Source organism: Streptomyces sp. NBC_01216 (assembly GCF_035994945.1).
GTDB lineage: Bacteria > Actinomycetota > Actinomycetes > Streptomycetales > Streptomycetaceae > Streptomyces.
Window position 1 is genome coordinate 5,030,786 of the sequence record NZ_CP108677.1, and the last position, 21,822, is coordinate 5,052,607.

Below are 21,822 nucleotides of genomic sequence, written 5' to 3' on the forward strand. Positions count from 1 at the left end.
GTCAAGCGGGCTTCGAAGCCTGAAAGCGGGAGCTACTCGTCGGTTACTTTCGATCTGCTGGCGGACGGGTGGTTAAGTCCGGGTGACCGGTAGGCGTACCTCCCCAGAAGCCTTCGATCTGGGTATGTTCCTCGCCGTCAGGGCAGCCACCGAGTGCTCGAGGAGTCGAGACCCGTGTCGGAAAACAAAGATCAGAAGTTCGTGTACGACTTCACCGAGGGCAACAGGGACCTGAAGGACCTGCTCGGTGGCAAGGGCGCGAACCTGGCCGAGATGACCAACCTCGGTCTGCCGGTTCCCCCCGGCTTCACGATCACCACCGAGGCGTGCAAGGTCTACCTCGAGAGCGGTTCCGAGCCGGTCGAGCTCCGCGACGAGGTCTCCGCGCACCTCGACGCCCTCCAGGGGCAGATGGGCAAGCGGCTGGGGCAGGCCGACGACCCGCTGCTCGTCTCGGTCCGCTCGGGCGCCAAGTTCTCCATGCCGGGCATGATGGACACGGTCCTCAACATCGGCCTCTCCGACGAGTCCGTGGCCGGTCTCGCCACCCAGGCGGGCGACGAGCGCTTCGCGTGGGACTCGTACCGCCGCCTGATCCAGATGTTCGGCAAGACCGTCCTCGGCGTCGAGGGTGAGCTGTTCGAGGAGGCGCTCGAGGAGGCCAAGGCCGCCAAGAAGGTCACGGTCGACACCGATCTCGACGCCGCCGACCTGAAGAAGCTGGTCAAGCACTTCAAGAAGATCGTCAAGGTCGAGGCGGGCCGGGACTTCCCCCAGGACCCGCGCGAGCAGATGGACCTCGCCATCGAGGCGGTCTTCAACTCCTGGAACACCGACCGAGCGAAGCTGTACCGCCGCCAGGAGCGCATCCCGCACGACCTCGGCACGGCCGTCAACGTCTGCTCGATGGTCTTCGGCAACCTCGGCCCGGACTCCGGCACCGGAGTCGCCTTCACCCGCGACCCCGCCTCCGGTCACCAGGGCGTCTACGGCGACTACCTCCAGAACGCGCAGGGCGAGGACGTCGTCGCCGGCATCCGGAACACCGTGCCGCTCGCCGAGCTGGAGTCGATCGACAAGAAGTCGTACGACCAGCTGATGCAGATCATGGAGACGCTGGAGACCCACTACAAGGACCTCTGCGACATCGAGTTCACGATCGAGCGCGGTCAGCTGTGGATGCTGCAGACCCGGGTCGGCAAGCGCACCGCCGGTGCCGCCTTCCGGATCGCCACCCAGCTCGTGGACCAGGGTCTGATCGACGAGGCCGAGGCGCTCCAGCGCGTCAACGGCGCCCAGCTCGCCCAGCTGATGTTCCCGCGCTTCGACGACGCCGCCAGGACCGAGCTGCTGGGGCGCGGCATCGCCGCCTCGCCGGGCGCGGCCGTCGGCAAGGCCGTCTTCGACTCCTACACGGCCGTCAAGTGGTCGCGTTCCGGCGAGAAGGTCATCCTGATCCGCCGGGAGACCAACCCGGACGACCTGGACGGCATGATCGCCGCCGAGGGCATCCTGACCTCCCGTGGAGGCAAGACCTCGCACGCCGCCGTCGTCGCCCGCGGCATGGGCAAGACCTGTGTCTGCGGTGCCGAGGAGCTGGAGGTCGACACCAAGCGACGCCGGATGACCACCGCCTCGGGCGCGGTCATCGAGGAGGGTGACGTCGTCTCCATCGACGGCTCCACCGGCAAGGTCTACCTCGGCGAGGTCCCGGTCGTGCCCTCCCCGGTCGTCGAGTACTTCGAGGGCCGGATGCACGCCGGCGCCGACGACGCCGACGAGCTGGTCGCCGCCGTGCACCGCATCATGGCCTACGCCGACCGCGTACGCCGCCTGCGAGTACGGGCCAACGCCGACAACGCCGAGGACGCGCTGCGGGCCCGTCGCTTCGGCGCCCAGGGCATCGGGCTGTGCCGCACCGAGCACATGTTCCTCGGTGAGCGCCGCGAGATGGTCGAGAAGCTCATCCTCGCCGACACCGACGAGGAGCGCGCGGAGGCCCTGGAGGCCCTTCTGCCGCGTCAGAAGCAGGACTTCGTCGAACTCTTCGAGGCGATGGACGGCCTGCCCGTCACGGTCCGCCTGCTCGACCCGCCGCTGCACGAGTTCCTGCCCGACATCACCGAGCTGTCGGTGCGCGTCGCCCTCGCCGAGGCCCGCAAGGACCCGAACGAGAACGACCTGCGCCTGCTCCAGGCCGTCCACCGTCTGCACGAGCAGAACCCCATGCTGGGTCTGCGCGGCGTCCGCCTCGGCCTGGTCATCCCGGGCCTGTTCACCATGCAGGTCCGTGCGATCGCCGAGGCCGCCGCGCAGCGGATCGACGCCAAGGGCGACCCGCGTGCGGAGATCATGATCCCGCTGGTCGGCACCGTCCAGGAGCTGGAGATCGTCCGCGAGGAGGCCGAGCAGGTCATCGCCGAGGTGCAGGCGCAGACCGGAGTGGAGCTGAAGCTCGCGCTCGGCACCATGATCGAGCTGCCGCGCGCCGCCGTGACCGCCGGTCAGATCGCCGAGGCCGCCGAGTTCTTCTCCTTCGGTACCAACGACCTCACGCAGACGGTCTGGGGCTTCTCCCGCGACGACGTGGAGGCATCGTTCTTCACGGCGTACCTGGAGAAGGGCATCTTCGGGGTCTCCCCGTTCGAGACCATCGACAAGGACGGCGTCGGGGCGCTGGTGCGCAGCGCCGTCGAGGCCGGCCGGGCCACCCGTCCCGACATCAAGCTCGGTGTCTGCGGCGAGCACGGCGGTGACCCGGAGTCGGTGCACTTCTTCCACGAGGTCGGTCTCGACTACGTCTCCTGCTCGCCGTTCCGGATCCCGGTGGCGCGCCTGGAGGCGGGCCGGGCCGCGGCCGAGTCGAGCGGCAGCGACAGCCGCTGACCGAACGTTCAGTAGCGAAAAGGCCACCGGAGCCGCCGTTCGTCCCCGACCCTCACCGATGGGCGGCGGCTCCGGGTCGCGAGAGAGACGGGGCGGACACCTTGTGCGGAGGTGTCCGCCCCGTCGTCCGTGGGTCCCCGATGCGGTGCGAGACGGGTGATCACCCAGGCTTCGGCCGGAAGTAAGTTCGTGTTCAATATCGAGCGGATCAATTATTCGCTGTTGAACATTTTCGCGATTCGACCCGCAAAGAACGAGGCGGGCGCGGCCACCGGATCCCCACCCGGTGGCCGCGCCCATTACCCTTGCCGGGCAAGTGAGCCGCAACCCTCGCCGACCGCCGCCGGACGCCCGAAGCCCCCCACGGTCTTCGTCGCGTCACCTCGGTCCTGAAGGTTTCCTGCCCGACACGCACAGCCTTTCGGTTTGCCCCCGGTCTCCGCGATGCTTTTCAAGTGTGGCTGAAACACCCTGGTAACGTCCTGTGATGGTGTGCATACTCCTTGCAGGGGGTGGTTGCGAGTGCACAGGTGGGGGTTTCATGCTGCGGATTCATTTCACAGGAAACGACTTGGCCGGCGTCCGGATGGCCGCCCGACCGGACGTTCTGTGGGAAACGATTCTCAGTTTTCACCGTTTAAGGGACCGGCGCGGCAACGTCGTCTACGGAGAATGGCGGTCGGAAACCCGTACCCGGCTGAACGGTGAGACGCGGCTGCTTGCCGCCTTGGTTCCCAGCCGTGGATATTTTCCCGACTTCCTGACGCCCGCCGAGGGCCTCGGTGGGCTCGACGAGGGGCTTGCGGCGGTCCGTGCCACCTCTCCCGAACGGCTCCGTGCCGAGCTGGCGCTGCTGGGCGCCGCACGGCCCGGCGGCCGGACCGTGCCCCATTCCCTGAGGCTGTTGGCCGAGGGGGGCGCAGAATCGTTCAGCCGCCTCATCGGGGCGCTGCGCAGCTACCACCGGGCCGCCGTCGAGCCGTACCTGCCCCACATCAGGGCGCGAGTGGAGGCGGACCGGGCCATGCGCGGCCGGGCGCTGCTCGACGGCGGGACCGAGGAACTCCTCGCCTCCCTGCCGCGGATGCTCCGCTGGCGCGCCCCGGTCCTGGAGTCCGACTATCCCGTCGACCGTGACCTGTACCTGGACGGCCGCGGGCTGCTGCTCCAGCCGTCGTACTTCTGCCGCGGCACGCCCGTCGTCCTGCGCGATCCGGCACTGCCGCCGGTGCTCGTCTACCCGATCACCCACTGCGAGGCGCCGACCGTCCGCGAACCGGGCGGGTCCTCGCTGGCGAAGCTGGTCGGCACCACGCGGTCCGCGGTGCTGCACGCCATCGGTGACGGCGGCACCACCAGTGAACTGGCCCGCAGGGCCGGGGTGTCGCTCGCCTCGGCCAGCCAGCACGCCGGTGTCCTGCGTGAGGCCGGCCTCGTCGCGACACTGCGGCACGGCAACGCGGTGCTGCACACGCTGACGCCCCTCGGCGCCGCCCTGCTGGGCGGCGCTCGGGGGGCGCCACGAGGGGAGCCGTGCTACGCCCGGAACGGGCCCGTCACCTCGTAGCGAGGCGAAGGCGCCGGAGCCGGCCGTGGGGACCCGGGGCCTGGAGCACACATTGACTGTGCAGCAACAAACAGTGAAGGCGAGGCGTCGGCTCGCGGTCCGGGCCCGGCGCCCCGGCCCGGCGGCCGGAAACAGGTCCGCGGCGCGCCGACGGGAGCGACCGGGCCGTGATCGGGTGCCGGGTCCGGAAAGATTCTCCGCGGACAGCGATGAGTTTCGACCGGGCCCGCCGTCCTACCTCTCGTAGGCGCCGAACGTGGAGCCCGGACCGGAGAGAAGAGAGACCGCCATGCCCCAGATGATCTTCGTCAACCTGCCCGTGAAGGACCTCGAAGCCTCGAAGAGCTTCTGGAGCAAGCTCGGTTACTCCTTCAACCCGCAGTTCAGCGATGACACCACCGCGTGCCTCGTCATCAGCGACACGATCTTCGCGATGCTGCTGACGGAGCCCCGCTTCAAGGAGTTCACCGCACCGGGCAAGGAGATCGCCGACGCGGCCAGGACCACCGAGGTGCTGATCGCGCTGAGCGCCGAGAGCCGGGAGAAGGTCGACGAACTCGCCGACGCCGCCCTCTCCGCAGGTGGCTCACCGGCCAAGGAGCCCGTCGACTACGGCACGATGTACGGCCGCTCCTTCGCGGACGTGGACGGCCACCACTGGGAGGTCATGTGGATGGACCCGTCCGCGGTCCAGGGCTGACCGGAGCGGGCCGCCCCGAGCGGCCCCGAGGCGCGGGCGAGCGGCCCCGGAGTGATCCGGAGCCGCTCGCCCGCGCCCGCCGGTCCCGTCACCCGGGCGCCACCGGCCCGGAGCCCCCTCTCTCCGTCCCCTCTGTTCCCGGCAGCCGGCGGACGGGCCCGCCGCTCAGACCGCGCGGACCGGGTACACCGCCACCGTCACCTCGTCGTCGTCCAGGCAGCGGCCCGTCTCCAGATCGAAGCGCTGCTTCAGCAGCGGCGAGGCCACGAACACCCGCCCGTCCGCCGAGCCGAGCAGCCCCCGGGACAGGACCTGCGCCCCGGTGAACGGATCACGGTTGTCGATCGCGTAGGCGCGCCCCGACCGGTCCCTGAACAGCGCCGCCTGCCGGCCGTCGGGCAGCAGCGCCGCCACACCCCGGCCCGGCGTCAGCCGGGACTCCTCGCAGACGGCCGTCCACGCGTCGGCCTCGGTGTCGTGGGAGAGTTCGAGCTTCATCGGGCGGAGGCTCCTTCCAGGCGGGTTCCGATGGTCAGAACGGTCAGGTCCGGCTTGATCTGCTCACGCTCCGGGACGAATCGCACCGACGGGTCCGGCGCGTCCGGAGCGTTCACGAAGGACACGAAGCGACGCAGTCGGTCCGGGTCGTCCAGGGTCTGCGCCCACTCGTCCTGGTAGTCCGCGACGTGCGCGGCCATCAGCGACTCCAGTTCGTCGCAGAGCCCCAGCGAGTCGTGCACGACCACGTCCCTGAGGTGGTCGAGCCCGCCCTCCAGCCTCTCCAGCCAGGTCGAGGTGCGCTCCAGCCGGTCGGCGGTGCGGATGTAGAACATCAGGAAGCGGTCGATCAGGCGGACCAGCTCGGCGTCCGAGAGGTCCTGCGCCAGCAGGTCCGCGTGCCGCGGGGTCGCGCCGCCGTTGCCGCCGACGTAGAGGTTCCAGCCGCTCGCAGTCGCGATGACGCCGAAGTCCTTCGACCGGGCCTCCGCGCACTCCCGGGCACAGCCGGAGACGGCCGACTTGAGCTTGTGCGGCGAGCGCAGGCCCCGGTAGCGCAGCTCCAGTCCGATCGCCATCCGCACCGAATCCTGGACGCCGTAGCGGCACCAGGTCTGCCCCACGCAGGACTTCACCGTGCGCAGCGACTTGCCGTACGCGTGGCCCGACTCGAAGCCGGCGTCGACCAGCCGGGTCCAGATCGCCGGCAGCTGGTCCACCCGGGCGCCGAACATGTCGATCCGCTGCCCGCCGGTGATCTTCGTGTAGAGCCCGAAGTCCCGCGCCACCTCCCCGATCACGATCAGCTTGTCCGGGGTGATCTCGCCGCCGGGGATGCGCGGCACCACCGAGTACGAGCCGTTGCGCTGGAGGTTCGCCAGGAAGTGGTCGTTGGTGTCCTGGAGCGCGGCCTGCTCGCCGTCGAGGATGTAACCGTTGTTGAGGGAGGCCAAAATGGAGCCCACGGTGGGCTTGCACACCTCGCAGCCGTCGCCCCCGCGCGCCTCCGGCCTGCCGTGCCCGTCCAACAGCGCCGCGAAGGACGTCAGCCGCAGGGCCCGGGTGATCTCGTACAGCTCGCTGCGGGTGTACGAGAAGCAGCCGCACAGGCCCTTGTCGGTGGCCGCGGGCAGCAGTTGCTGGATGACCTTCACACAGCTCCCGCACCCGGTACCGGCCTTGGTACAACGCTTGACCTCGGGCAACGTCGTGCACTGCCCGATGGCGTGCTTGGTGACGTTGTGACAGGAGCAGACGACCGCGTCGTCCGGCAGGGCGGACGGCCCGAGCGCGACCGGTGCGCCGGCGCCCGCCGGCAGCACCAGCTGCTCCGGGGCGACCGGTGGCACCGTGCCCGTGAGCGGGCGGAGCATGCCGTACGAGTCCGCGTCGCCGACCAGCACACCGCCGAGCAGGACCCCGTCGCCGTCGACCACCAGCTTTCGGTACACGCCGGAGCGGGAGTCCGCGTAGACGACGTCCAGACAGCCCTCGGCGGCGCCGTGCGCGTCACCGAAGGAGGCCACGTCCACCCCGAGCAGCTTCAGCTTGGTCGACATGTCCGCACCGGTGAAGGAGTGCTCCTCCGCCGAGGCGATCGTCGCCGCCGCCGTCCGCGCCATCTCGTAGCCGGGCGCCACCAGGCCGTACACCCGGCCGTCCGCGGCCAGCGCGCACTCACCGATCGCGAAGACGGCCGGGTCGGAAGTGCGGCACTGCTCGTCGACCCGGATGCCGCCCCGCTCGCCGACGTCGAGGCCGCAGTCGCGGGCCAGCTGGTCCCGCGGCCGTACGCCCGCCGAGAACACCACCATGTCCGTGGCGAGTTCGGAGCCGTCCGACAGGCGCATCCCGGTGACCGCGCCGTCCTGCGTCACGACCTCCTGCGTACCGGTCCCGGTGTGGACGCTCAGCCCCATCCGCTCGATCGTACGCAGCAGCGCCGCACCACCGCCTTCGTCCACCTGCACCGGCATCAGCCTCGGGGCGAACTCCACGACGTGGGTGTCCAGCCCGAGGCCCTTGAGCGCGCCCGCCGCCTCCAGACCGAGCAGGCCGCCGCCGACCACGGCGCCGGTGGCCGCGGTCTTCGCGTACTCCTCGATCGCGAGCAGGTCCTCGATGGTCCGGTAGACGAAGCAGCCGCGGGCGTCCTTGCCGGGGACCGGCGGGACGAAGGGGAACGAGCCGGTGGCCAGGACGAGGGTGTCGTACGCGAACACCCGCCCCGAACGCGCGGTGACCGTGCGGGTGCCGCGGTCGACCGACTCGGCCGGGTCGCCGACGTACAGCTCGATGCCGTGCTTCTCCAGGAAGCCGTCCTCGACCATCGACAGATCGTCGGGCGTACGTCCGCTGAAGTAGGAGGTCAGCTGGACCCGGTCGTAGGCGGGGCGCGGTTCTTCGCAGAGGACCACGATCCGGGCGCGCTCGGTGACGCCCCGGTCGGCCAGTGCCTCCAGGAACCGCTGGCCGACCATTCCGTGGCCGACCAGGACGACGGTGGGGGTGTGCGCGGGCGTGGTCGACATCTCAGGAGCCTCCGTCATGGGTGAGCAGGTGGAGCAGGGGAGCGTGCGGAAGGGCCTCGTCGCCCTCCCACGCTCGGGCGAGCGCTCCGATCGCGGCGAGATCGCCCAGCAGGACGCCGCCGACCAGGCGGTCCCCGCGGACGACGACCTTGCGGTACGCCCGGCGGGTGCCGTCGGTCAGCTGCACGACGTCGTCGCCGGGCTGGGCCTCGGCCTCGCCGAAGGCGGCGAGATCGAGCGGCACCGGACCGCCGAGGGTCAGCCGGGTCAGCGCCCGGGTACCGGTGTAGGCGGGCACGGGCACCCGGGGCCCGTCCGGGACCCGGGTGCCCGGCGGCGCGTAGGCCGAGCCCGCGCCCGCCAGCACGGACGCCAGCGCGTCCGCCTGTTCGAGGGCCGGGCCGGCGAGTCCGTAGACGCGGCCGTCGTGTTCGGCGCAGTCGCCGATCGCGTGGATGTACGGGTCGGAGGTGCGCAGCTCGTCGTCGACGACGACTCCGGTGCGCACGTCCAGACCGGCGTCCCGGGCGAGCCCGACGCGCGGCCGGACCCCGCAGGTGAGGACCACGACCTGTGCGTCGAGGACGAAGCCGTCGGCGAGTTCGACGGCCGTGACCGCGCCGTCCCCGCCGTGCAGTCCGCTGACCCGGCACTCGGTGTGCACCTCCACGCCGAGGGACTCCACGTGGTCGCGCAGTAGCGCCGAGGCCCGCTCGTCGAGCTGGCGTTCCATCAGCCGCTCGCCCTGCTGGGCCAGGACGACCTCGGCGCCCAGCGCGGCCAGCGCGCGGGCAGCGGAGACCCCGAGGAGTCCGCCGCCGATGACGACGGCGCGGACCCCCGGGCGGACGACCGTCCGCAGGGCCAGGCAGTCCTCGAGGGTACGGAACGGATGGACGCCCGAGGGCAGCCTGGCGTCGCGCAGTCCGCGCAGCGGCGGCAGCACCGGATTGGAGCCGGTCGCCAGGACCAGGTGGTCGTAGCCGACCGTCGTCCCGTCCGCGCACTCCACGACCCGGGCGGCACGGTCGATCCGCACCGCCCGGACGCCGCGCCGCACCGGTTCCCGGGTGTCGGGCAGCGTGATGACCTCGGGCTCGTACCGCCCGGCGAGGACATCCGCGAGCAGCACCCTGTTGTACGGTGCGTGCGTCTCCTCGCCGAGGAGGGTGACCGGCAGGCGCTGGGCGAGCCGGGCACCTGCCGTTCCGCCCCCGACCACCACGATCCGTGTACTCATGACACGAAGCGTGCGGGCTGGGTGTTACCCGTCGACATCCCGCCTGTTTCCCGTACGGAACGCTGATCTCAGCCCCCGGGAGAGCGCGCTGTGAGGACGCGCCCCTCACGCACGCCGGGGGAGCCGGCGTGAGGTCCGGCCCCCGGTCGGAGCCTCCTCGCGGGCGCCCCGAGGAGCGTGGGGGACCGGCCGGCGAAGGCGTTCTCGTATACCGGCGGCCCGGTGCGCGGAAGGCGACGACCTCGGCCGTTCCTCCTCCTCGACGGCCCGGACCGGGGCCACCCGCACCGGGCCGTCCCGGCACCGACCTCCGCGGACAGAACGCCTAGGCTCACCACCATGCCCGAGATATCCCTGACCACGCTCGCCCTGCTCTGCGTCGCCGCCCTCGTGGCGGGCTGGATCGACGCTGTGGTCGGCGGCGGAGGACTCCTGCTGCTGCCCGCCCTGCTGCTCGGCCTGCCACAGGTGCCGGCCGCCCAGATCCTCGGCACCAACAAGGCCGTCGCGATCGTCGGCACGAGCGGCGCCGCCGTCACCTACGTGCGCAAGGCTCCGGTGCGTGTGAGGACGGCGGTACGGATCGGCCTGGCCGCCCTCGCCGGATCGATGGGCGGTGCCTTCTTCGCCGCGGGCATCAGCAGCGAGGTACTGCGGCCGGTGATCATGGTCGTGCTGCTCGCCGTGGCCGCGTTCGTGCTGCTCCGCCCGTCCTTCGGCTCCGGGAGCCGGGGCACGGCGCCGGTGGGCCGGGCCCGTGTCGTGACCGCGATCGTCCTGGTCGGCGGGGGGATCGGCTTCTACGACGGACTGTTCGGGCCGGGTACCGGCACGTTCCTGGTGCTCGCGCTGACCGCCGTGCTCCAGCTGGACCTGGTGACCGCCTCCGCCACCGCCAAGATCGTCAATGTCTGCACCAACGGCGGCGCGCTCGCGATGTTCGCCTACCAGGGCAACGTGCTGTGGCAGCTCGCTGCCGTCATGGCGCTCTTCAACCTGGTGGGCGGGATGCTCGGCGCGCGCATGGCGCTGCGCAAGGGGGCCGAGTTCGTGCGTGGGGTGTTGCTCGTCGTGGTCTTCTCGCTCGTCGCGAAGCTCGCCTTCGACCAGTGGGCCTGAGAGCCTGTCGGGTGGCCTTCGGCCGACGGGCTCTGACGTACGGTCGGCCCCTCGCCGCGGTCCTGCGGTCCGGCCCCGCCACCGTACCGCCGGCGGCACGGCACGGGAGGGCGGCGCGTCCCGGTTCAGCGCACTCCGATGAGGTGCCCGAACGCCACCACGTTCCCCTGGTAGCCGGACTTCCGGGTGAAGCCGCCGCCGCAGGTGATCACCCGTAGTTCGGCCCGCTCCGACTCGCCGTAGACCTTGGTGTCCGGGAAGTCCTCGTTCTCGTAGACCTCGACGGCGTCGATGGTGAAGACGGCGGTCCGGCCGTCCTGACGGTCCACCTCGACCCGGTTCCCCTTCTTCAGCGCGCCGAGCGCGTAGAAGACGGCCGGTCCCCGCGCGTTGTCGACATGACCGGCGACGATCGCGGTTCCCCGGGCGCCGGGCGTGGTGCCCTCGCGGTACCAGCCCGCCAGGTTGCGGTCCTCGGCGGGCGGCACGTCGAGCGCGCCCCGGGCGTCGAGCCCGAGCGGCGTCATCGGCGTGTCCACGTCGATCTCGGGGATGCGCAGCCGGACCGGCGTCGACGGCGGCAGCGGTTCGGCGGCGGCGTCGGTGTGCTCGTTCGGTCCCGCGGCGAACGCCTGCGCCGCGGACGGCATGGGCGGGGTGACCTCCTCCGCGCCGTTCTGGACGAGCCAGACGCCGACGCACGCGGCGATCGCGACTCCCCAGCCCTTGGTCCTGCTGCTCACGGTCCTCCCTCTCGGGTGAGGAGAAGTGGCCCTGCCCCCGCCGCGCCTCGAAGGGGCGTGCGACGGGGGCAGGGCGTGCGGTACGACTCAGCCGCCCTGCGTGCCGCTCGCCCGGCGACGCAGGAGCCAGGTACCGCCGACGGCAGCCGCGGCCAGCACCGCCGCGCCCGCCGTGATCCGGGCGGTGTCGGGGCCGACGCTGCCCCCGACACCGGTCTGCACGTGCCCGCTCGGGGTCTTGTGCTTGACGACGAGTTCGCCGTGTGCCGTCTTGCCGTTGTCGCAGGCGACGCTGATGCCGTACGTCCCGGCCCTGGCGTGCTCCGGGACCGTGAACTGGCCGACCACGACCTCCTTGTGCGTGCTCGGGTTCAGCGGGAACTCACCCGCGCCGAGCGACTGGGCGTCCCCGACGCCGTGCCCGTGCTTCCCGCAGGCGAGGGTGTTCACGGTGACGATGGTGCCGGGCGAGGCCGAGGAGGGGGTGACCTCCAGGCTCTCGGAGTTCCCGGCGTACGCCGACGGTGCGGCGAACACGCCGATCGCGGCGACCGTCAACGCGGTACCGGTGAGCAGGCGGGCAGTGGTGCGCATGGGGTCCTCCGGGGCGCGCTGTCGGTCGTTCCTGAGACCGAGACAAGTGCCGCGGCGCGCCCGCCGCCTGCTGATGGAGAATCAGAAGGGGCCGTCCGGTGCGGCGTGTCGCCTTGCTTTCCCGCGTTTGCGCAGGTCGGAGCGGCCGGCGCGACCTTCCGCCGCGGTACCTGCCGAACGAGTGACGGGTGGGTGGCACTGGCCGGGCGCGGGTCTGCGAAGGCCCTCGGCGCTCACTCCGGGCTGCCGGGGCGGTGCTTCTCCGGCCCGCGCCGGGCGGCCGGTCACCCGCCGGGGCCCGCGCGCAGCGCCTCCCGGGGGACCGACTCGTACGCCGCGCGCACCCGCCGCATCAGGCCCTCGTCCACCTCGAACGCCAGGTCGTCGATCCGGCGCACCGGGGTGACGCTCCGGGCGCTGGTCAGGAACGCCGCCCGGAAGCCCGGCAGGTCCGCCCGAGTCACCCGGCGCTGTACCGACCCCAGCGCGGGCTCCAGCAGGGCCATCGTGATGCCGGGCAGGCAGGGTGCCGACGGCCGGATCACCGAAGTGCCGTCCCAGAAAGCGATGTTGGCGTACGCCGCTTCGGCGATCTCGCCGTCCGGGGCGGTCAGCAGGGCGTCGTCGAACCCCGCCCGTCGGGCCGCGTCGCCGTGGAGGCGCTGACCGAAGCCGCCGAGGTGCTTGATGTGGGCGGCCGGCCGCTGGTAGCCGACGGACATCAGGCTCTGTGGGGTCGGATCGGGTGTGAACGGCTCGCGGACGGTCACCGTGGTCCGGATCCCTTCGTGGACGTACACCCGCACCGCCGCGTCCCGCCGACCGGCGCGCTCCAGGGCCCCGGTCACCAGGGTCCGGACGTAGTCCGCGTCGAGGCCCGGTCCGAAGAGCTCGCGGGTCGAGCGGTCGAGGCGCGCCAGGTGCAGCCCGAGGCCGCGGGCCCGGCCGTCGCGCACCTGCAGCGCCGTGAAGTGGCCGTAGCCGCTCATCAGCGCGGCCAGGGTCTCAGGATCGGACGACGGGGTGCCGTCGGTCTCGATGCGCAGGGAGCCGGGGGAGGTGTGGGTCATACGACACCGTAGCCCACGGACACGCCCTTGACCTCGACCATGGTTGAGGTTGAAGGATCGTCCGCATGGACCTCACGCGTTCCGCGCCCCTCAGACTCGCCGTCGTCGTCGCCAGCAACCGCGAAGGACGCTTCGGCCCCGTCGTCGCCGAGTGGTTCCTCTCCCGGACCGCCCTGCGGGAGGACTTCGCCGTTGATGTCGTGGACCTCGCCCTGACGCCGCTGCCGACCGCCCTCTCCCACCGGCCCGGTCCGGAGGCCCGCGCCGCACTCGACGCGGTCTCTCCGGTGCTGGCCGCCGCCGACGCCTTCGTCGTCCTCACCCCCGAGTACAACCACTCCTTCCCCGCCTCCCTGAAGGCCCTCGTCGACTGGCACTTCACCGAGTGGCAGGCCAAGCCCGTCGGGTTCGTCTCCTACGGAGGCATGGCCGGCGGCCTGCGGGCCGTCGAGCAACTGCGCCAGGTCTTCGCCGAGATGCACGCGGTCACCGTCCGCGACACGGTCTCCTTCCACCGGGCCGGGGAGCTGTTCGCGGAGGGCGGCGCCCTCAGGGACCCGGCCGGGCCGGACGGCGCCGCCAAGACGATGCTCGACCAGATCGCCTGGTGGGCACGTGCCCTGCGGGAGGCCAAGACCGTCCTCCCGTACGCGGGTTGAGCGGACCGCCCACCCCGCTTCCTCCGCTTCTCCGCACCGCCCCGGCCGCCGTCTCCCCCGAACGGACCGGGTACGCGGGAGCGGTCCGGTGCGTGCCGCGGGCCGGCCGATGTGAGTACGGTGACGCGGTGACCCACGCTCCCACCGCCCTGACCGTCCAGACCACCGTCGACTCAGCGTCCCAGGCACGGGACCTCGCCCGCGGGGCGGTCGAGGCCCGCGTCGCCGCCTGCGCGCAGATCTCCGGACCCGTCACCTCCGTCTACCACTGGCAGGGGGCGATCGAGACCACGGAGGAGTGGCAGGTGTTCCTCAAGACCACCGAGGCCCGCTACCCGGCGCTGGAGGCCCACCTCCTCGCCGCGCACGCCTACACGACTCCCGAGATCCTCGCCACCCCCGTCGTCCGGGCGTCCGCCGCCTACCTGGAGTGGATCGCGGCCGAGACGGCCGCCCCGTGACGACCGGGCCGGAGCTGCCCTTCTTCGCGTACGGGACGCTCCGCCCCGGCCGGCGCAACCACGACCGGTTCCTCCTCGGTCGCACCGCCGCCGAGGAGCCCGGCCGGCTGGCGGGCGCGGTGCTGCACGACGGTCCCGGCTACCCCTACGCCGTCCCGGGCGACGGACGGGTCACCGGCGAACTGGTGACCGCCGCGCCCGGCGCCTACGCCGGACTGCTGGCCGTACTCGACCGCCTGGAGGAGTACCGGGGTCCGGGCCACCCGCTCAACCTGTACGAACGGGCCGAGCGGGAGGTGGTCCGGCTCCGTGACGGGGCGGCGGTCCGGGCATGGGTGTACTTCGCGGCCCCGGGCGTCCCGCTGGGGCCGCGAGTCGTCGGCGGCGACTGGATCAGGCGGGTTCCAGACGGACCGCGCAGGTCTTGAACTCCGGCATCCGCGAGACCGGGTCGAGCGCGGGGTTGGTGAGGGTGTTGGCCCGTCCTTCGCCCGGCCAGTGGAACGGCATGAAGACGGTGTCCGGTCGGATGGCCGTGGTGATCCGCGCCGGAGCCACCGCCCGTCCGCGTCGGGAGACGACCGCGACGCGCTCGCCCTCGGCCACCCCGATCCGCTCCGCGAGCCGTGGATGCAGTTCCACGAAGGGACCGGGAGCGGCGGCGTTCAGCTCCGGGACGCGCCGGGTCTGCGCGCCGGACTGGTACTGCGCGACGACCCGGCCGGTCGTCAGGACCACGGGGTACTCGTCGTCGGTCTCCTCGCCCGCCGCGCGATGGACCACGGAGACGAACCGGGCGCGTCCGTCGGGGGTCGCGAACCGGTCGAGGAAGAGGCGGGGCGTGCCCGGGTGCGGGTGGTCCTCCCGCGCCGCCACCCCCGTCGGCGGGGACTGGGGCGGTGCCGGCCGGGCCGGCCGCGGGCAGGGCCAGAAGACGCCGTTCTCCTCCCGGATGCGGCGGTAGCTGATGCCCGAGTAGTCCGCGGGACCCCCCGCCGAGGCGCGGCGCAGTTCGTCGAAGACCTCCTCCGGGTCGGTGGGGAAGCCTTTCTCCCAGCCGAGCAGCGCGGCCAGGGCGTGCAGCACCTCCAGATCGCTGCGGACGCCGGCCGGCGGGGTGAGCGCCTGCCGCCGGAGCAGGACCCTGCCCTCCAGGTTGGTCGTGGTGCCGGTCTCCTCCGCCCACTGGGTGACGGGCAACACGACGTCGGCCAGCTCCGCCGTCTCCGAGAGGACCACGTCCGCGACGGCGAGGAAGTCCAAGGAGCGCAGCCGCTGCTCGACGTGGGCGGCACGCGGCGCGGAGACGACCGGATTGGAACCCATCAGGAGCAGCGCGCGCACGTCGCCGCCCAGCGCGTCGAGGAGCTCGTACGCGCTGCGGCCCGGACCCGGAAGCGACTCCGGCGCCACCCCCCACACCTCCGCGACGTGCGCGCGGGCGGCCGGGTCGTCGAGCTTGCGGTAGCCGGGCAGCTGGTCGGCCTTCTGGCCGTGCTCGCGTCCGCCCTGGCCGTTGCCCTGGCCGGTGAGACAGCCGTAGCCGGACAGCGGACGTCCGGCCCGCCCGGTCGCCAGGCAGAGGTTGATCCAGGCGCCGACCGTGTCGGTGCCCTTGGACTGCTGCTCCGGGCCGCGTGCCGTGAGCACCATCGCGTTCTCCGCGTCGCAGAACATCCGCGCGGCGTCCCGCAGCAGGGGTACCGGCACCCCGGTGATCCGCTCGACCAGCTCCGGCCAGTGGGCCATCACACCCGCCCGCGCGGCCTCCCAGTCCGTGGTGCGTTCCCGGATGAACTCCTCGTCCGTGCGGCCCTCGGCGACCACGAGGTGGAGCAGGCCCAGGGCGAGCGCGAGGTCGGTGCCCGGCCGCGGGGCGAGATGCAGGTCGGCCTGCTCGGCGGTCCGGGTGCGGCGGGGATCGACGACGATCAGCCGGCCGCCGTTCTCCTTCAGCTCGGTGAGATAGCGCAGTGCGGGCGGCATGGTCTCGGCGAGGTTCGACCCGACGAGGATCACGCAGCCGGTGCGCGGGATGTCCTCCAGCGGGAAGGGGAGCCCTCGGTCGAGCCCGAAGGCCCTGCCGTGCGCGGCGGCCGCCGACGACATGCAGAAGCGGCCGTTGTAGTCGATCTGCGAGGTGGCGAGGACGAGCCTGGCGAACTTGCCCAGCGCGTATGCCTTCTCGTTGGTGAGACCGCCGCCGCCGAAGACACCCACGGCATCGGGTCCGTGGTCGGCGCGGGTCCGGCGCAGCCCGTCGGCGACGGCGGCGAGTGCCTCCTCCCAGGTGGCCGGCCGCAGTGCACCTGTGTCAGGGCAGCGGACCAGGGGCTCGGTCAGCCTGACCCGGGAGGAGAGTACGGCCGGAGCGGTGCGGCCCTTGCCGCACAGTGCGCCCCGGTTGACCGGGAAGTCGGTGCGGTCGACCACCTCCACGGAGCCCGGCCGCTCCGGCGGGCGGCGCAACGACATGCCGCACTGCAGGGCGCAGTAGGGGCAGTGGGTGGGGGTGGTGACGGCCTCGGACATGTAACAGAGCGTGCGACGCGCGTGTTACGGGAGGCGGCGCGTCCGATTACGGGGCCGGTACGTCGCGCTCCGCCGGCCGCTCCGGGGCCGGTGAGGGCCGGGCGGGTCCGCCGAGGTCCGCCGAGGGGCGCCGCCGGATCCCCGGCCGACGCGGCTCAGTGTGCCGAGGCCAGTGCCTCCGTCACCCCCTTCTCGTGCGTGCCGAGGAAGCGCGGGTCGGGGCGCAGGGCCGCGTCCAGGGCGGCCTTCCCGGCGGCGAGGAGCTCCCGGGCGCCGCCGTAGTAGAAGGTCGTGTCGTGCGGCTCGACGACCTTGACGCCGTAGGACTCGACGCCCGCCGCCGTGCACAGGGCCACCGCCCGCCGGATGTGGAAGTCCTGGGTGACGAGGACGGCCCGGTCGACGCCGAAGATCCTTTTCGCGCGCACGCAGGAGTCCCAGGTGTCGAAGCCCGCGTAGTCGCTGACGATCCGGTCGTCCGGCACCCCGTGCGCGGTCAGGTAGGTGCGCATGGCGTCGGGCTCGTCGTACGAGGTCCGGCTGTTGTCGCCGGTCACGAGGAGGACCTTGACCTTGCCCGTGCGGTAGAGCGCGGCCGCGGTGTCGAGCCGGTGCGCGAGGTACGGGGTCGGGCGGCCCTTCCACAGCCCGGCGCCGAACACGAGGGCGACGTCCTGGGCGGGCACCTCCGCGGCGGTGCGGAGCCGGCTCTCGGCGACGGCGTGCGTCCAGGTGGCCGGGGCGAGGGCGAGGACGGCGCCGAGCGCCAGGGTCCGGACGGTCCGGCGCCGGGCCCGGCGGGTGCGCGGCAGCCGCGCGGTCTCCCGCAGCCGGGTGGGTAGGCCTGAGCCTCGCATGAACGGACCTCCGTGGATCGTGCCTGAGCTGTCACCACCCTCGACGCCGGAACGCGCCGCCCGGTTCATCCGGGGGAGAGGTCGGCGGCGTCGAGGGCGGCCGGATCGGCCGGATCGGCCGGGGAGGCACGGCGTGGGCCCGTCGGCCGGGCGGTGCCGGAGCGCCCAGGGCCGTAGAGGACGGCGGCGAGGGCGGTGCCGAGCAGGGCGCCGAGCAGCTGCGCGCCGATGAAGCCGGGCAGCGAGCCGGGCGCGATTCCCGTGAAGGAGTCGGAGAGGGAGCGACCGACCGTGGCCGCCGGGTTGGCGAACGAGCCCGAGGACGTGAACCAGATGGCCGCGGCGACGTACGCGGACACCGCGACCGGGGCGAGCGAGGAGCGTCCGGTGTGTCGCAGCCCTTGGACGACCAGGACGAGCCCTGCCGTGGCCACCGTCTCGCCGAGCAGAAGGGAGGTGTGCGTATGCGCCCGGGTGGACCAGGTGCCGGGAGCCCGCCCGAACATGGCCTCGGCGAGGAAGGCGCCCGCGATGGCCCCGGCGAGCTGGGCGGCGATGTAGACGGCGGCCTCGCCACCGCCCGGCGCACCCGCCTCGCGGCGCCGGGACCACCACTCGGAGAGCGTGACGACGGGGTTGAGATGGGCGCCGGAGAGCGGGCCGAGGAGGGCGATGAGGAGGCCGATCCCGAGGGCCGAGGCCAGGGAGTTCGCCAGTAGGCGGACCCCGCTGTCCTGGCTGAGCGCGTCGGCCCGGATGCCGGATCCGACGATGACGGCGACCAGGCCGCCGGTGCCGACGAGTTCGGCGGCGGCGCGCCGTCGCAGCGCCGGAAGAGTCATTCTCATATCGGAAAATATATTCCGCAGTGCGAAAGTCGGAGAAGGGGAGGGTGAGAAGCGTGCGGAGGGCTCGTAAGATCAGCAGATGATCATGCAGGCAGTGCGCAACAACGCCGAGTGGTGCCAGGCGATGTGCCGCGCCCACGGACACCCCGGCGTGTTCGGCCCCCGGGCCTGGACCAACGGCCGCCGCACGCCGCTCTACTACCCGGACGCGGTGACGCTGACCGCCGAAGCGAACGAACGCGACGTCCTGGACGGCATCGACCGGGACACCCCGGGTGCCTCGGTCAAGGACGGCTTCGCCCGCCTGGACCTCACGGCCGAGGGCTTCCGGCCGCTGTTCGAGGCGGAGTGGATCCACCGACCGGCGGGCCCGGCGGGCCCGGCCGCCCCCGGTGCGCGGTGGCGCCCGGTACGCGCTCCCCAGGACCTCGCCGACTGGGCGTCGTCCTGGAGTGGCGGTTCTCCGGAGGAAGCCTCCCTGTTCCGTCCGGACCTGCTCACCGACCCGGCCACCACGGTCGTCGCGGGATACGGACCCGACGGGCGGATCCTCGGGGGCGCCGTGCTCAGCGACAGCGGCCCGGTCACCGGCGTGTCCAACCTCTTCGCCGCCGACGGCACCGACCCGTCCGAGGTCTGGGTCGGCTGCCTGGGCCTGGCCGATCCCCGCCGACCGGTCGTCGGTTACGAGTCCGGCGACGATCTCGCGCCCGCCCTCGCCGCCGGGTTCGTCCCGCTCGCACCCCTGCGGGTCTGGCTGGACACGGGGGCCTGAGAGCCCGGCGGCTTCCCTCCGGCCGGGGCGGGCACGGCCCGCCCCGGCCGGAGGGGGGCGTCCACCACGCTCTGACAGCCCCGCGGGGCGTCCGGTGAGCACGCGGAAAACAGCCGTGACCCCGGCGCAACCGGCAGGCAACGTGCCAGGAGCAGGATCGGTCCATGACGGAGCCGGACAGCACGTTCGACAGCACCGCCCAACTGCTCGGGCGGATCACCGCACAGCTCGGGACCCAACTGGGCCGGGTGCATCTGAACGGGCGCGGCGGCCGAATCACTCACGTCACCCCCGCCCCCGACGAAACGCGCAGGCCCATGAGCAGCACCGCCCCCACCCTCGTCGCCGTCGGCCACGGCAGCCGCGACCCGCGGGCGTGCGCCACCCTTGGCCGGCTGCTGGAGCGGGTCCGCGAACTGCGGCCCGGACTCGACGTCCGTCTCGCCCACATCGAGCTGAACACTCCGCTCCTCGGCGACACCCTCGCCGGGCTCGCCGGGGCGGGCCGGGGCGCCGTCCTCGTCCCGCTCCTGTTCGGCCGGGGCCACCACGTCAAGCGGGACCTGCCCGACGCTGCCGCCGCCGTACCCGGCCTGCGGACCCGGATCGCCCTCCCGCTCGGCCCGCACCCGCTGCTCGTCGAGGCGCTGGCGGACCGGCTCGACGAAGCGGGCTGGACCGCCGGGGACAGCGCCTCGCGCTCCGCCGGCGTCGTCCTGGCCGCGGCCGGCTCCCGCGACCCGGAGTCCCTCGCGGACATCCGCCGCACCGCGGCGCTCCTCGGCGAACGCCTCGGCACGGTGCCCGTCGTGCCCGCGTACGCCTCCGCCGCCGCGCCCACCGTGCCCGAGGCGGTGCGCGTGCTGGCCACTCGCGGCCGGCACCGGGTCGCCGTCGCCTCCTGCTTCGCCGCGCCCGGTCTGTTCGCGACCCGCAGCGCCGCCCAGGCGCCCTGGATCGCCGCGGACCCGCTCGGCGCGCACCCCGCACTGGCCCGCCTCGTCCTGCACCGCTACGACGAGGCACTGCGGAACCCCGCCGCCGCGCCCGGACGCGCGCTCGCCCCCGCCTGAGCTGAGAGCCTGTCGGTCGAAGGCCACCCGACGGGCTCTGAGGACCGCCCCGGCCGGTCCGAAAAGTACGCGTCGACCACCAGGTGTCCGTCCCTCCGGTTACCTTCGGTGCATGGAAGGCATCACGGACACCCCGGGCTACGACGACACCGCCACCGAACGCTGGGCCGCCGAGCCCGACAAGCGCCCCGGCCGCACCGCCTTCCAGCGCGACCGCGCGCGTGTCCTGCACTCCAGCGCGCTGCGGCGGCTGGCCGGCAAGACCCAGGTCGTCACCCCGGGCTCGCGCAGTCACGCCTGGGACGCCAGCCCCCGTACCCGGCTCACCCACTCCCTGGAGTGCGCACAGGTCGGCCGTGAGCTCGGCGCCGCTCTCGGCTGCGACCCCGACCTCGTCGAAGCCGCCTGCCTCTCCCACGACATGGGCCACCCGCCCTTCGGCCACAACGGCGAACAGGCCCTCAACGACTTCGCCAAGGACTGCGGCGGCTTCGAGGGCAACGCCCAGTCGCTGCGGCTGCTCACCCGGATCGAGCCGAAACGATTCATGGCCTCCCCGCTCACCGGTGCTCCGGTCAGCGTCGGCCTCAACCTCACCCGCGCCGCGCTCGACGCCGCCACCAAGTACCCCTGGCCGCGCGGCGGCCACCCCGAGGACCCCGACTCCGCCAAGTTCGGCGTCTACGAGGACGACCTGCCCGTCTTCGACTGGGTCCGCCAGGGCGCACCGGCTCACCGCAAGTGCTTCGAGGCCCAGGTCATGGACTGGGCCGACGACGTGGCCTACTCGGTGCACGACTTCGAGGACGGCCTGCACGCCGGCCACATCGACCCCGACATGTTCTTCGCCGAGCCGGAGCGTGCCGGCATCTGGACCGTCGCCCGCGGCCGCTACGTCCCGGCGGACACCGACCCGCACGAACTCTCCGACGCCCTCGACCGGCTCACCGCACAGGACTGGTGGCCGCACGGCTACGACGGCTCCGCCGTCGCCCAGGCCCGTCTCAAGGACGCCACCAGCCAGCTGATCGGCCGCTTCTGCCTCGCCGCCGAGGGCGCCACCCGGCAGCGCCACGGAGCGGGCCGCCTCACCCGCTACGGAGCCGAGCTCGTCGTTCCGCGCGAGACCCGCAACGAATGCGCCGTCCTGAAGGCCGTCGCCGACCGGTACGTCATGCAGCGTGCCGAACAGGAGGCGCTCCGCGCCGACCAGCGCATCGTCCTCGCCGAACTCGCCGAGGCGCTCACCGCCCGCGCGCCCGAGGGGCTCGACCCCCAGTTCCGCGCCCTCTTCGACGCGGCCCCCGACGACCGCGCGCGCAAGCGGGTGATCATCGACCAGATCTCCTCGCTGACCGACGCCTCCGCCCGCAGCCTCCACGCCCGATACCGGGGCTGATCGCGGTGCGCCGGTTTTCAGTCCGGTGGTGAGGCGATGGTGAGTCGAGCCGACCAGCCGACCTCTCAGGTCTCCTGTGCGCGGTGTCGAGGACGGCCCCAAGCCCCTCCATGTCCCCGTGCGGGGAGTGCGGGGCCGCCCTCGACCGGAACGTCGACGCTGCGGTCACCGTCGCCAAGGCCGTCGGACCGGCGGCGTCAGCCTGTCGAGCGCGGGTAGGACCGGTACCCGTCCCGGCACGCCGCCCCGAAACGGGAACCCACCGAGACG

Annotated in this window: 19 protein-coding genes; 10 read left to right on the top strand and 9 right to left on the bottom strand. The window is 72.8% G+C overall.

Annotation, left to right across the window (positions count from 1 at the left end; genetic code table 11):
* The first annotated feature begins 174 nt into the window (after positions 1-174).
* The 3 genes from ppdK (at position 175) to OG393_RS22420 (ending at position 5,153) form a co-directional block, all read left to right on the top strand.
* Entirely contained in the window at positions 175-2,886 is a 2,712-nt protein-coding gene (gene ppdK / locus OG393_RS22410) for a pyruvate, phosphate dikinase (RefSeq protein ID WP_327376468.1), read from the top strand.
* Between the two features lie 541 nt (positions 2,887-3,427).
* A complete protein-coding gene (locus tag OG393_RS22415; protein ID WP_327376469.1) occupies positions 3,428-4,453 on the top strand; it encodes an ArsR/SmtB family transcription factor in 1,026 nt (341 codons plus the stop codon).
* A 289-nt stretch (positions 4,454-4,742) separates the two neighbouring features.
* On the top strand, positions 4,743-5,153 hold the full coding sequence (locus OG393_RS22420; RefSeq protein ID WP_327376470.1) for a VOC family protein: 411 nt from the start codon (positions 4,743-4,745) through the stop codon (positions 5,151-5,153).
* 165 nt (positions 5,154-5,318) lie between these two features.
* On the opposite strand, the gene nirD is transcribed toward OG393_RS22420, so the two are convergent.
* From nirD to OG393_RS22435, 3 genes are read right to left on the bottom strand one after another with little or no spacing between them, the layout of a single operon-like run.
* A complete protein-coding gene (gene nirD / locus OG393_RS22425; RefSeq protein ID WP_327376471.1) occupies positions 5,319-5,651 on the bottom strand; it encodes a nitrite reductase small subunit NirD in 333 nt (110 codons plus the stop codon).
* Positions 5,648-8,182: a nitrite reductase large subunit NirB gene (nirB, locus tag OG393_RS22430; RefSeq protein WP_327376472.1), complete on the bottom strand. Its 2,535-nt coding sequence runs from the start codon at positions 8,180-8,182 to the stop codon at positions 5,648-5,650. The genes nirD and nirB overlap by 4 nt, the downstream gene beginning before the upstream one ends.
* Position 8,183: 1 nt before the next feature.
* Positions 8,184-9,422, bottom strand: a complete 1,239-nt coding sequence (locus tag OG393_RS22435) for an NAD(P)/FAD-dependent oxidoreductase (RefSeq protein WP_327376473.1) — start codon at positions 9,420-9,422, stop codon at positions 8,184-8,186.
* Between the two features lie 339 nt (positions 9,423-9,761).
* Between OG393_RS22435 and OG393_RS22440 the strand changes: the two genes are divergently transcribed.
* Positions 9,762-10,541, top strand: a complete 780-nt coding sequence (locus OG393_RS22440; protein ID WP_327376474.1) for a sulfite exporter TauE/SafE family protein — start codon at positions 9,762-9,764, stop codon at positions 10,539-10,541.
* Positions 10,542-10,666: 125 nt separating this feature from the next.
* Here OG393_RS22440 and OG393_RS22445 read toward each other — a convergent pair whose 3' ends face one another.
* The 3 genes from OG393_RS22445 to OG393_RS22455 all read right to left on the bottom strand — a co-directional run bounded on the left by OG393_RS22445 (position 10,667) and on the right by OG393_RS22455 (position 12,948).
* On the bottom strand, positions 10,667-11,284 hold the full coding sequence (locus tag OG393_RS22445; protein WP_327376475.1) for a class F sortase: 618 nt from the start codon (positions 11,282-11,284) through the stop codon (positions 10,667-10,669).
* 87 nt (positions 11,285-11,371) lie between these two features.
* Positions 11,372-11,878 (bottom strand): hypothetical protein, encoded by a 507-nt coding sequence (locus tag OG393_RS22450; protein ID WP_327376476.1) that lies wholly within the window; start codon positions 11,876-11,878, stop codon positions 11,372-11,374.
* 284 nt (positions 11,879-12,162) lie between these two features.
* Positions 12,163-12,948 (bottom strand): aminotransferase class IV, encoded by a 786-nt coding sequence (locus tag OG393_RS22455; protein WP_327376477.1) that lies wholly within the window; start codon positions 12,946-12,948, stop codon positions 12,163-12,165.
* Between the two features lie 65 nt (positions 12,949-13,013).
* Here OG393_RS22455 and OG393_RS22460 point away from each other — a divergent pair, with 65 nt between their 5' ends.
* From OG393_RS22460 to OG393_RS22470, 3 genes are all read left to right on the top strand, one after another.
* Entirely contained in the window at positions 13,014-13,607 is a 594-nt protein-coding gene (locus OG393_RS22460; RefSeq protein ID WP_327376478.1) for an NADPH-dependent FMN reductase, read from the top strand.
* Positions 13,608-13,735: 128 nt separating this feature from the next.
* Positions 13,736-14,068: a divalent-cation tolerance protein CutA gene (gene cutA / locus OG393_RS22465; RefSeq protein WP_327376479.1), complete on the top strand. Its 333-nt coding sequence runs from the start codon at positions 13,736-13,738 to the stop codon at positions 14,066-14,068.
* Positions 14,065-14,496, top strand: coding sequence for a gamma-glutamylcyclotransferase family protein (locus OG393_RS22470; RefSeq protein WP_327376480.1), 432 nt, complete (start codon positions 14,065-14,067; stop codon positions 14,494-14,496). The genes cutA and OG393_RS22470 overlap by 4 nt, the downstream gene beginning before the upstream one ends.
* Here the strand turns inward: OG393_RS22470 and OG393_RS22475 are convergent.
* From OG393_RS22475 to OG393_RS22485, 3 genes are all read right to left on the bottom strand, one after another.
* Complete coding sequence (locus OG393_RS22475; protein WP_327376481.1) at positions 14,462-16,600, bottom strand: molybdopterin oxidoreductase family protein; 2,139 nt, start codon at positions 16,598-16,600, stop codon at positions 14,462-14,464. The two genes, OG393_RS22470 and OG393_RS22475, sit on opposite strands and share 35 nt — an antisense overlap.
* Positions 16,601-16,755: 155 nt before the next feature.
* Entirely contained in the window at positions 16,756-17,457 is a 702-nt protein-coding gene (locus tag OG393_RS22480) for a SanA/YdcF family protein (protein ID WP_327376482.1), read from the bottom strand.
* 65 nt (positions 17,458-17,522) lie between these two features.
* The gene (locus tag OG393_RS22485) at positions 17,523-18,305 is read right to left on the bottom strand and encodes an aquaporin (RefSeq protein ID WP_327376483.1); all 783 of its coding nucleotides are present in this window, start codon (positions 18,303-18,305) and stop codon (positions 17,523-17,525) included.
* Between the two features lie 79 nt (positions 18,306-18,384).
* On the opposite strand from OG393_RS22485, the gene OG393_RS22490 reads away from it, so the two are divergent.
* The 3 genes from OG393_RS22490 to OG393_RS22500 all read left to right on the top strand — a co-directional run bounded on the left by OG393_RS22490 (position 18,385) and on the right by OG393_RS22500 (position 21,552).
* Positions 18,385-19,080: a hypothetical protein gene (locus OG393_RS22490; protein WP_327376484.1), complete on the top strand. Its 696-nt coding sequence runs from the start codon at positions 18,385-18,387 to the stop codon at positions 19,078-19,080.
* A gap of 164 nt (positions 19,081-19,244) precedes the next feature.
* Positions 19,245-20,153 (top strand): sirohydrochlorin chelatase, encoded by a 909-nt coding sequence (locus OG393_RS22495; RefSeq protein WP_327376485.1) that lies wholly within the window; start codon positions 19,245-19,247, stop codon positions 20,151-20,153.
* A gap of 112 nt (positions 20,154-20,265) precedes the next feature.
* The gene (locus OG393_RS22500) at positions 20,266-21,552 is read left to right on the top strand and encodes a deoxyguanosinetriphosphate triphosphohydrolase (protein ID WP_327376486.1); all 1,287 of its coding nucleotides are present in this window, start codon (positions 20,266-20,268) and stop codon (positions 21,550-21,552) included.
* Positions 21,553-21,822 lie beyond the last annotated feature (270 nt).

Bases quoted from the DNA above. Each gene is read 5' to 3' on its own strand.
- OG393_RS22495 (WP_327376485.1), top strand. From the start codon at position 19,245: ATGACGGAGCCGGACAGCACGTTCGACAGCACCGCCCAACTGCTCGGG.
- nirD (WP_327376471.1), bottom strand. From the start codon at position 5,651: ATGAAGCTCGAACTCTCCCACGACACCGAGGCCGACGCGTGGACGGCC.
- nirB (WP_327376472.1), bottom strand. From the start codon at position 8,182: ATGTCGACCACGCCCGCGCACACCCCCACCGTCGTCCTGGTCGGCCAC.
- OG393_RS22490 (WP_327376484.1), top strand. From the start codon at position 18,385: ATGATCATGCAGGCAGTGCGCAACAACGCCGAGTGGTGCCAGGCGATG.
- OG393_RS22500 (WP_327376486.1), top strand. From the start codon at position 20,266: ATGGAAGGCATCACGGACACCCCGGGCTACGACGACACCGCCACCGAA.
- OG393_RS22485 (WP_327376483.1), bottom strand. From the start codon at position 18,305: ATGAGAATGACTCTTCCGGCGCTGCGACGGCGCGCCGCCGCCGAACTC.
- OG393_RS22480 (WP_327376482.1), bottom strand. From the start codon at position 17,457: ATGCGAGGCTCAGGCCTACCCACCCGGCTGCGGGAGACCGCGCGGCTG.
- OG393_RS22450 (WP_327376476.1), bottom strand. From the start codon at position 11,878: ATGCGCACCACTGCCCGCCTGCTCACCGGTACCGCGTTGACGGTCGCC.
- OG393_RS22455 (WP_327376477.1), bottom strand. From the start codon at position 12,948: ATGACCCACACCTCCCCCGGCTCCCTGCGCATCGAGACCGACGGCACC.
- OG393_RS22415 (WP_327376469.1), top strand. From the start codon at position 3,428: ATGCTGCGGATTCATTTCACAGGAAACGACTTGGCCGGCGTCCGGATG.
- OG393_RS22435 (WP_327376473.1), bottom strand. From the start codon at position 9,422: ATGAGTACACGGATCGTGGTGGTCGGGGGCGGAACGGCAGGTGCCCGG.
- OG393_RS22420 (WP_327376470.1), top strand. From the start codon at position 4,743: ATGCCCCAGATGATCTTCGTCAACCTGCCCGTGAAGGACCTCGAAGCC.
- OG393_RS22440 (WP_327376474.1), top strand. From the start codon at position 9,762: ATGCCCGAGATATCCCTGACCACGCTCGCCCTGCTCTGCGTCGCCGCC.
- OG393_RS22475 (WP_327376481.1), bottom strand. From the start codon at position 16,600: ATGTCCGAGGCCGTCACCACCCCCACCCACTGCCCCTACTGCGCCCTG.
- OG393_RS22460 (WP_327376478.1), top strand. From the start codon at position 13,014: ATGGACCTCACGCGTTCCGCGCCCCTCAGACTCGCCGTCGTCGTCGCC.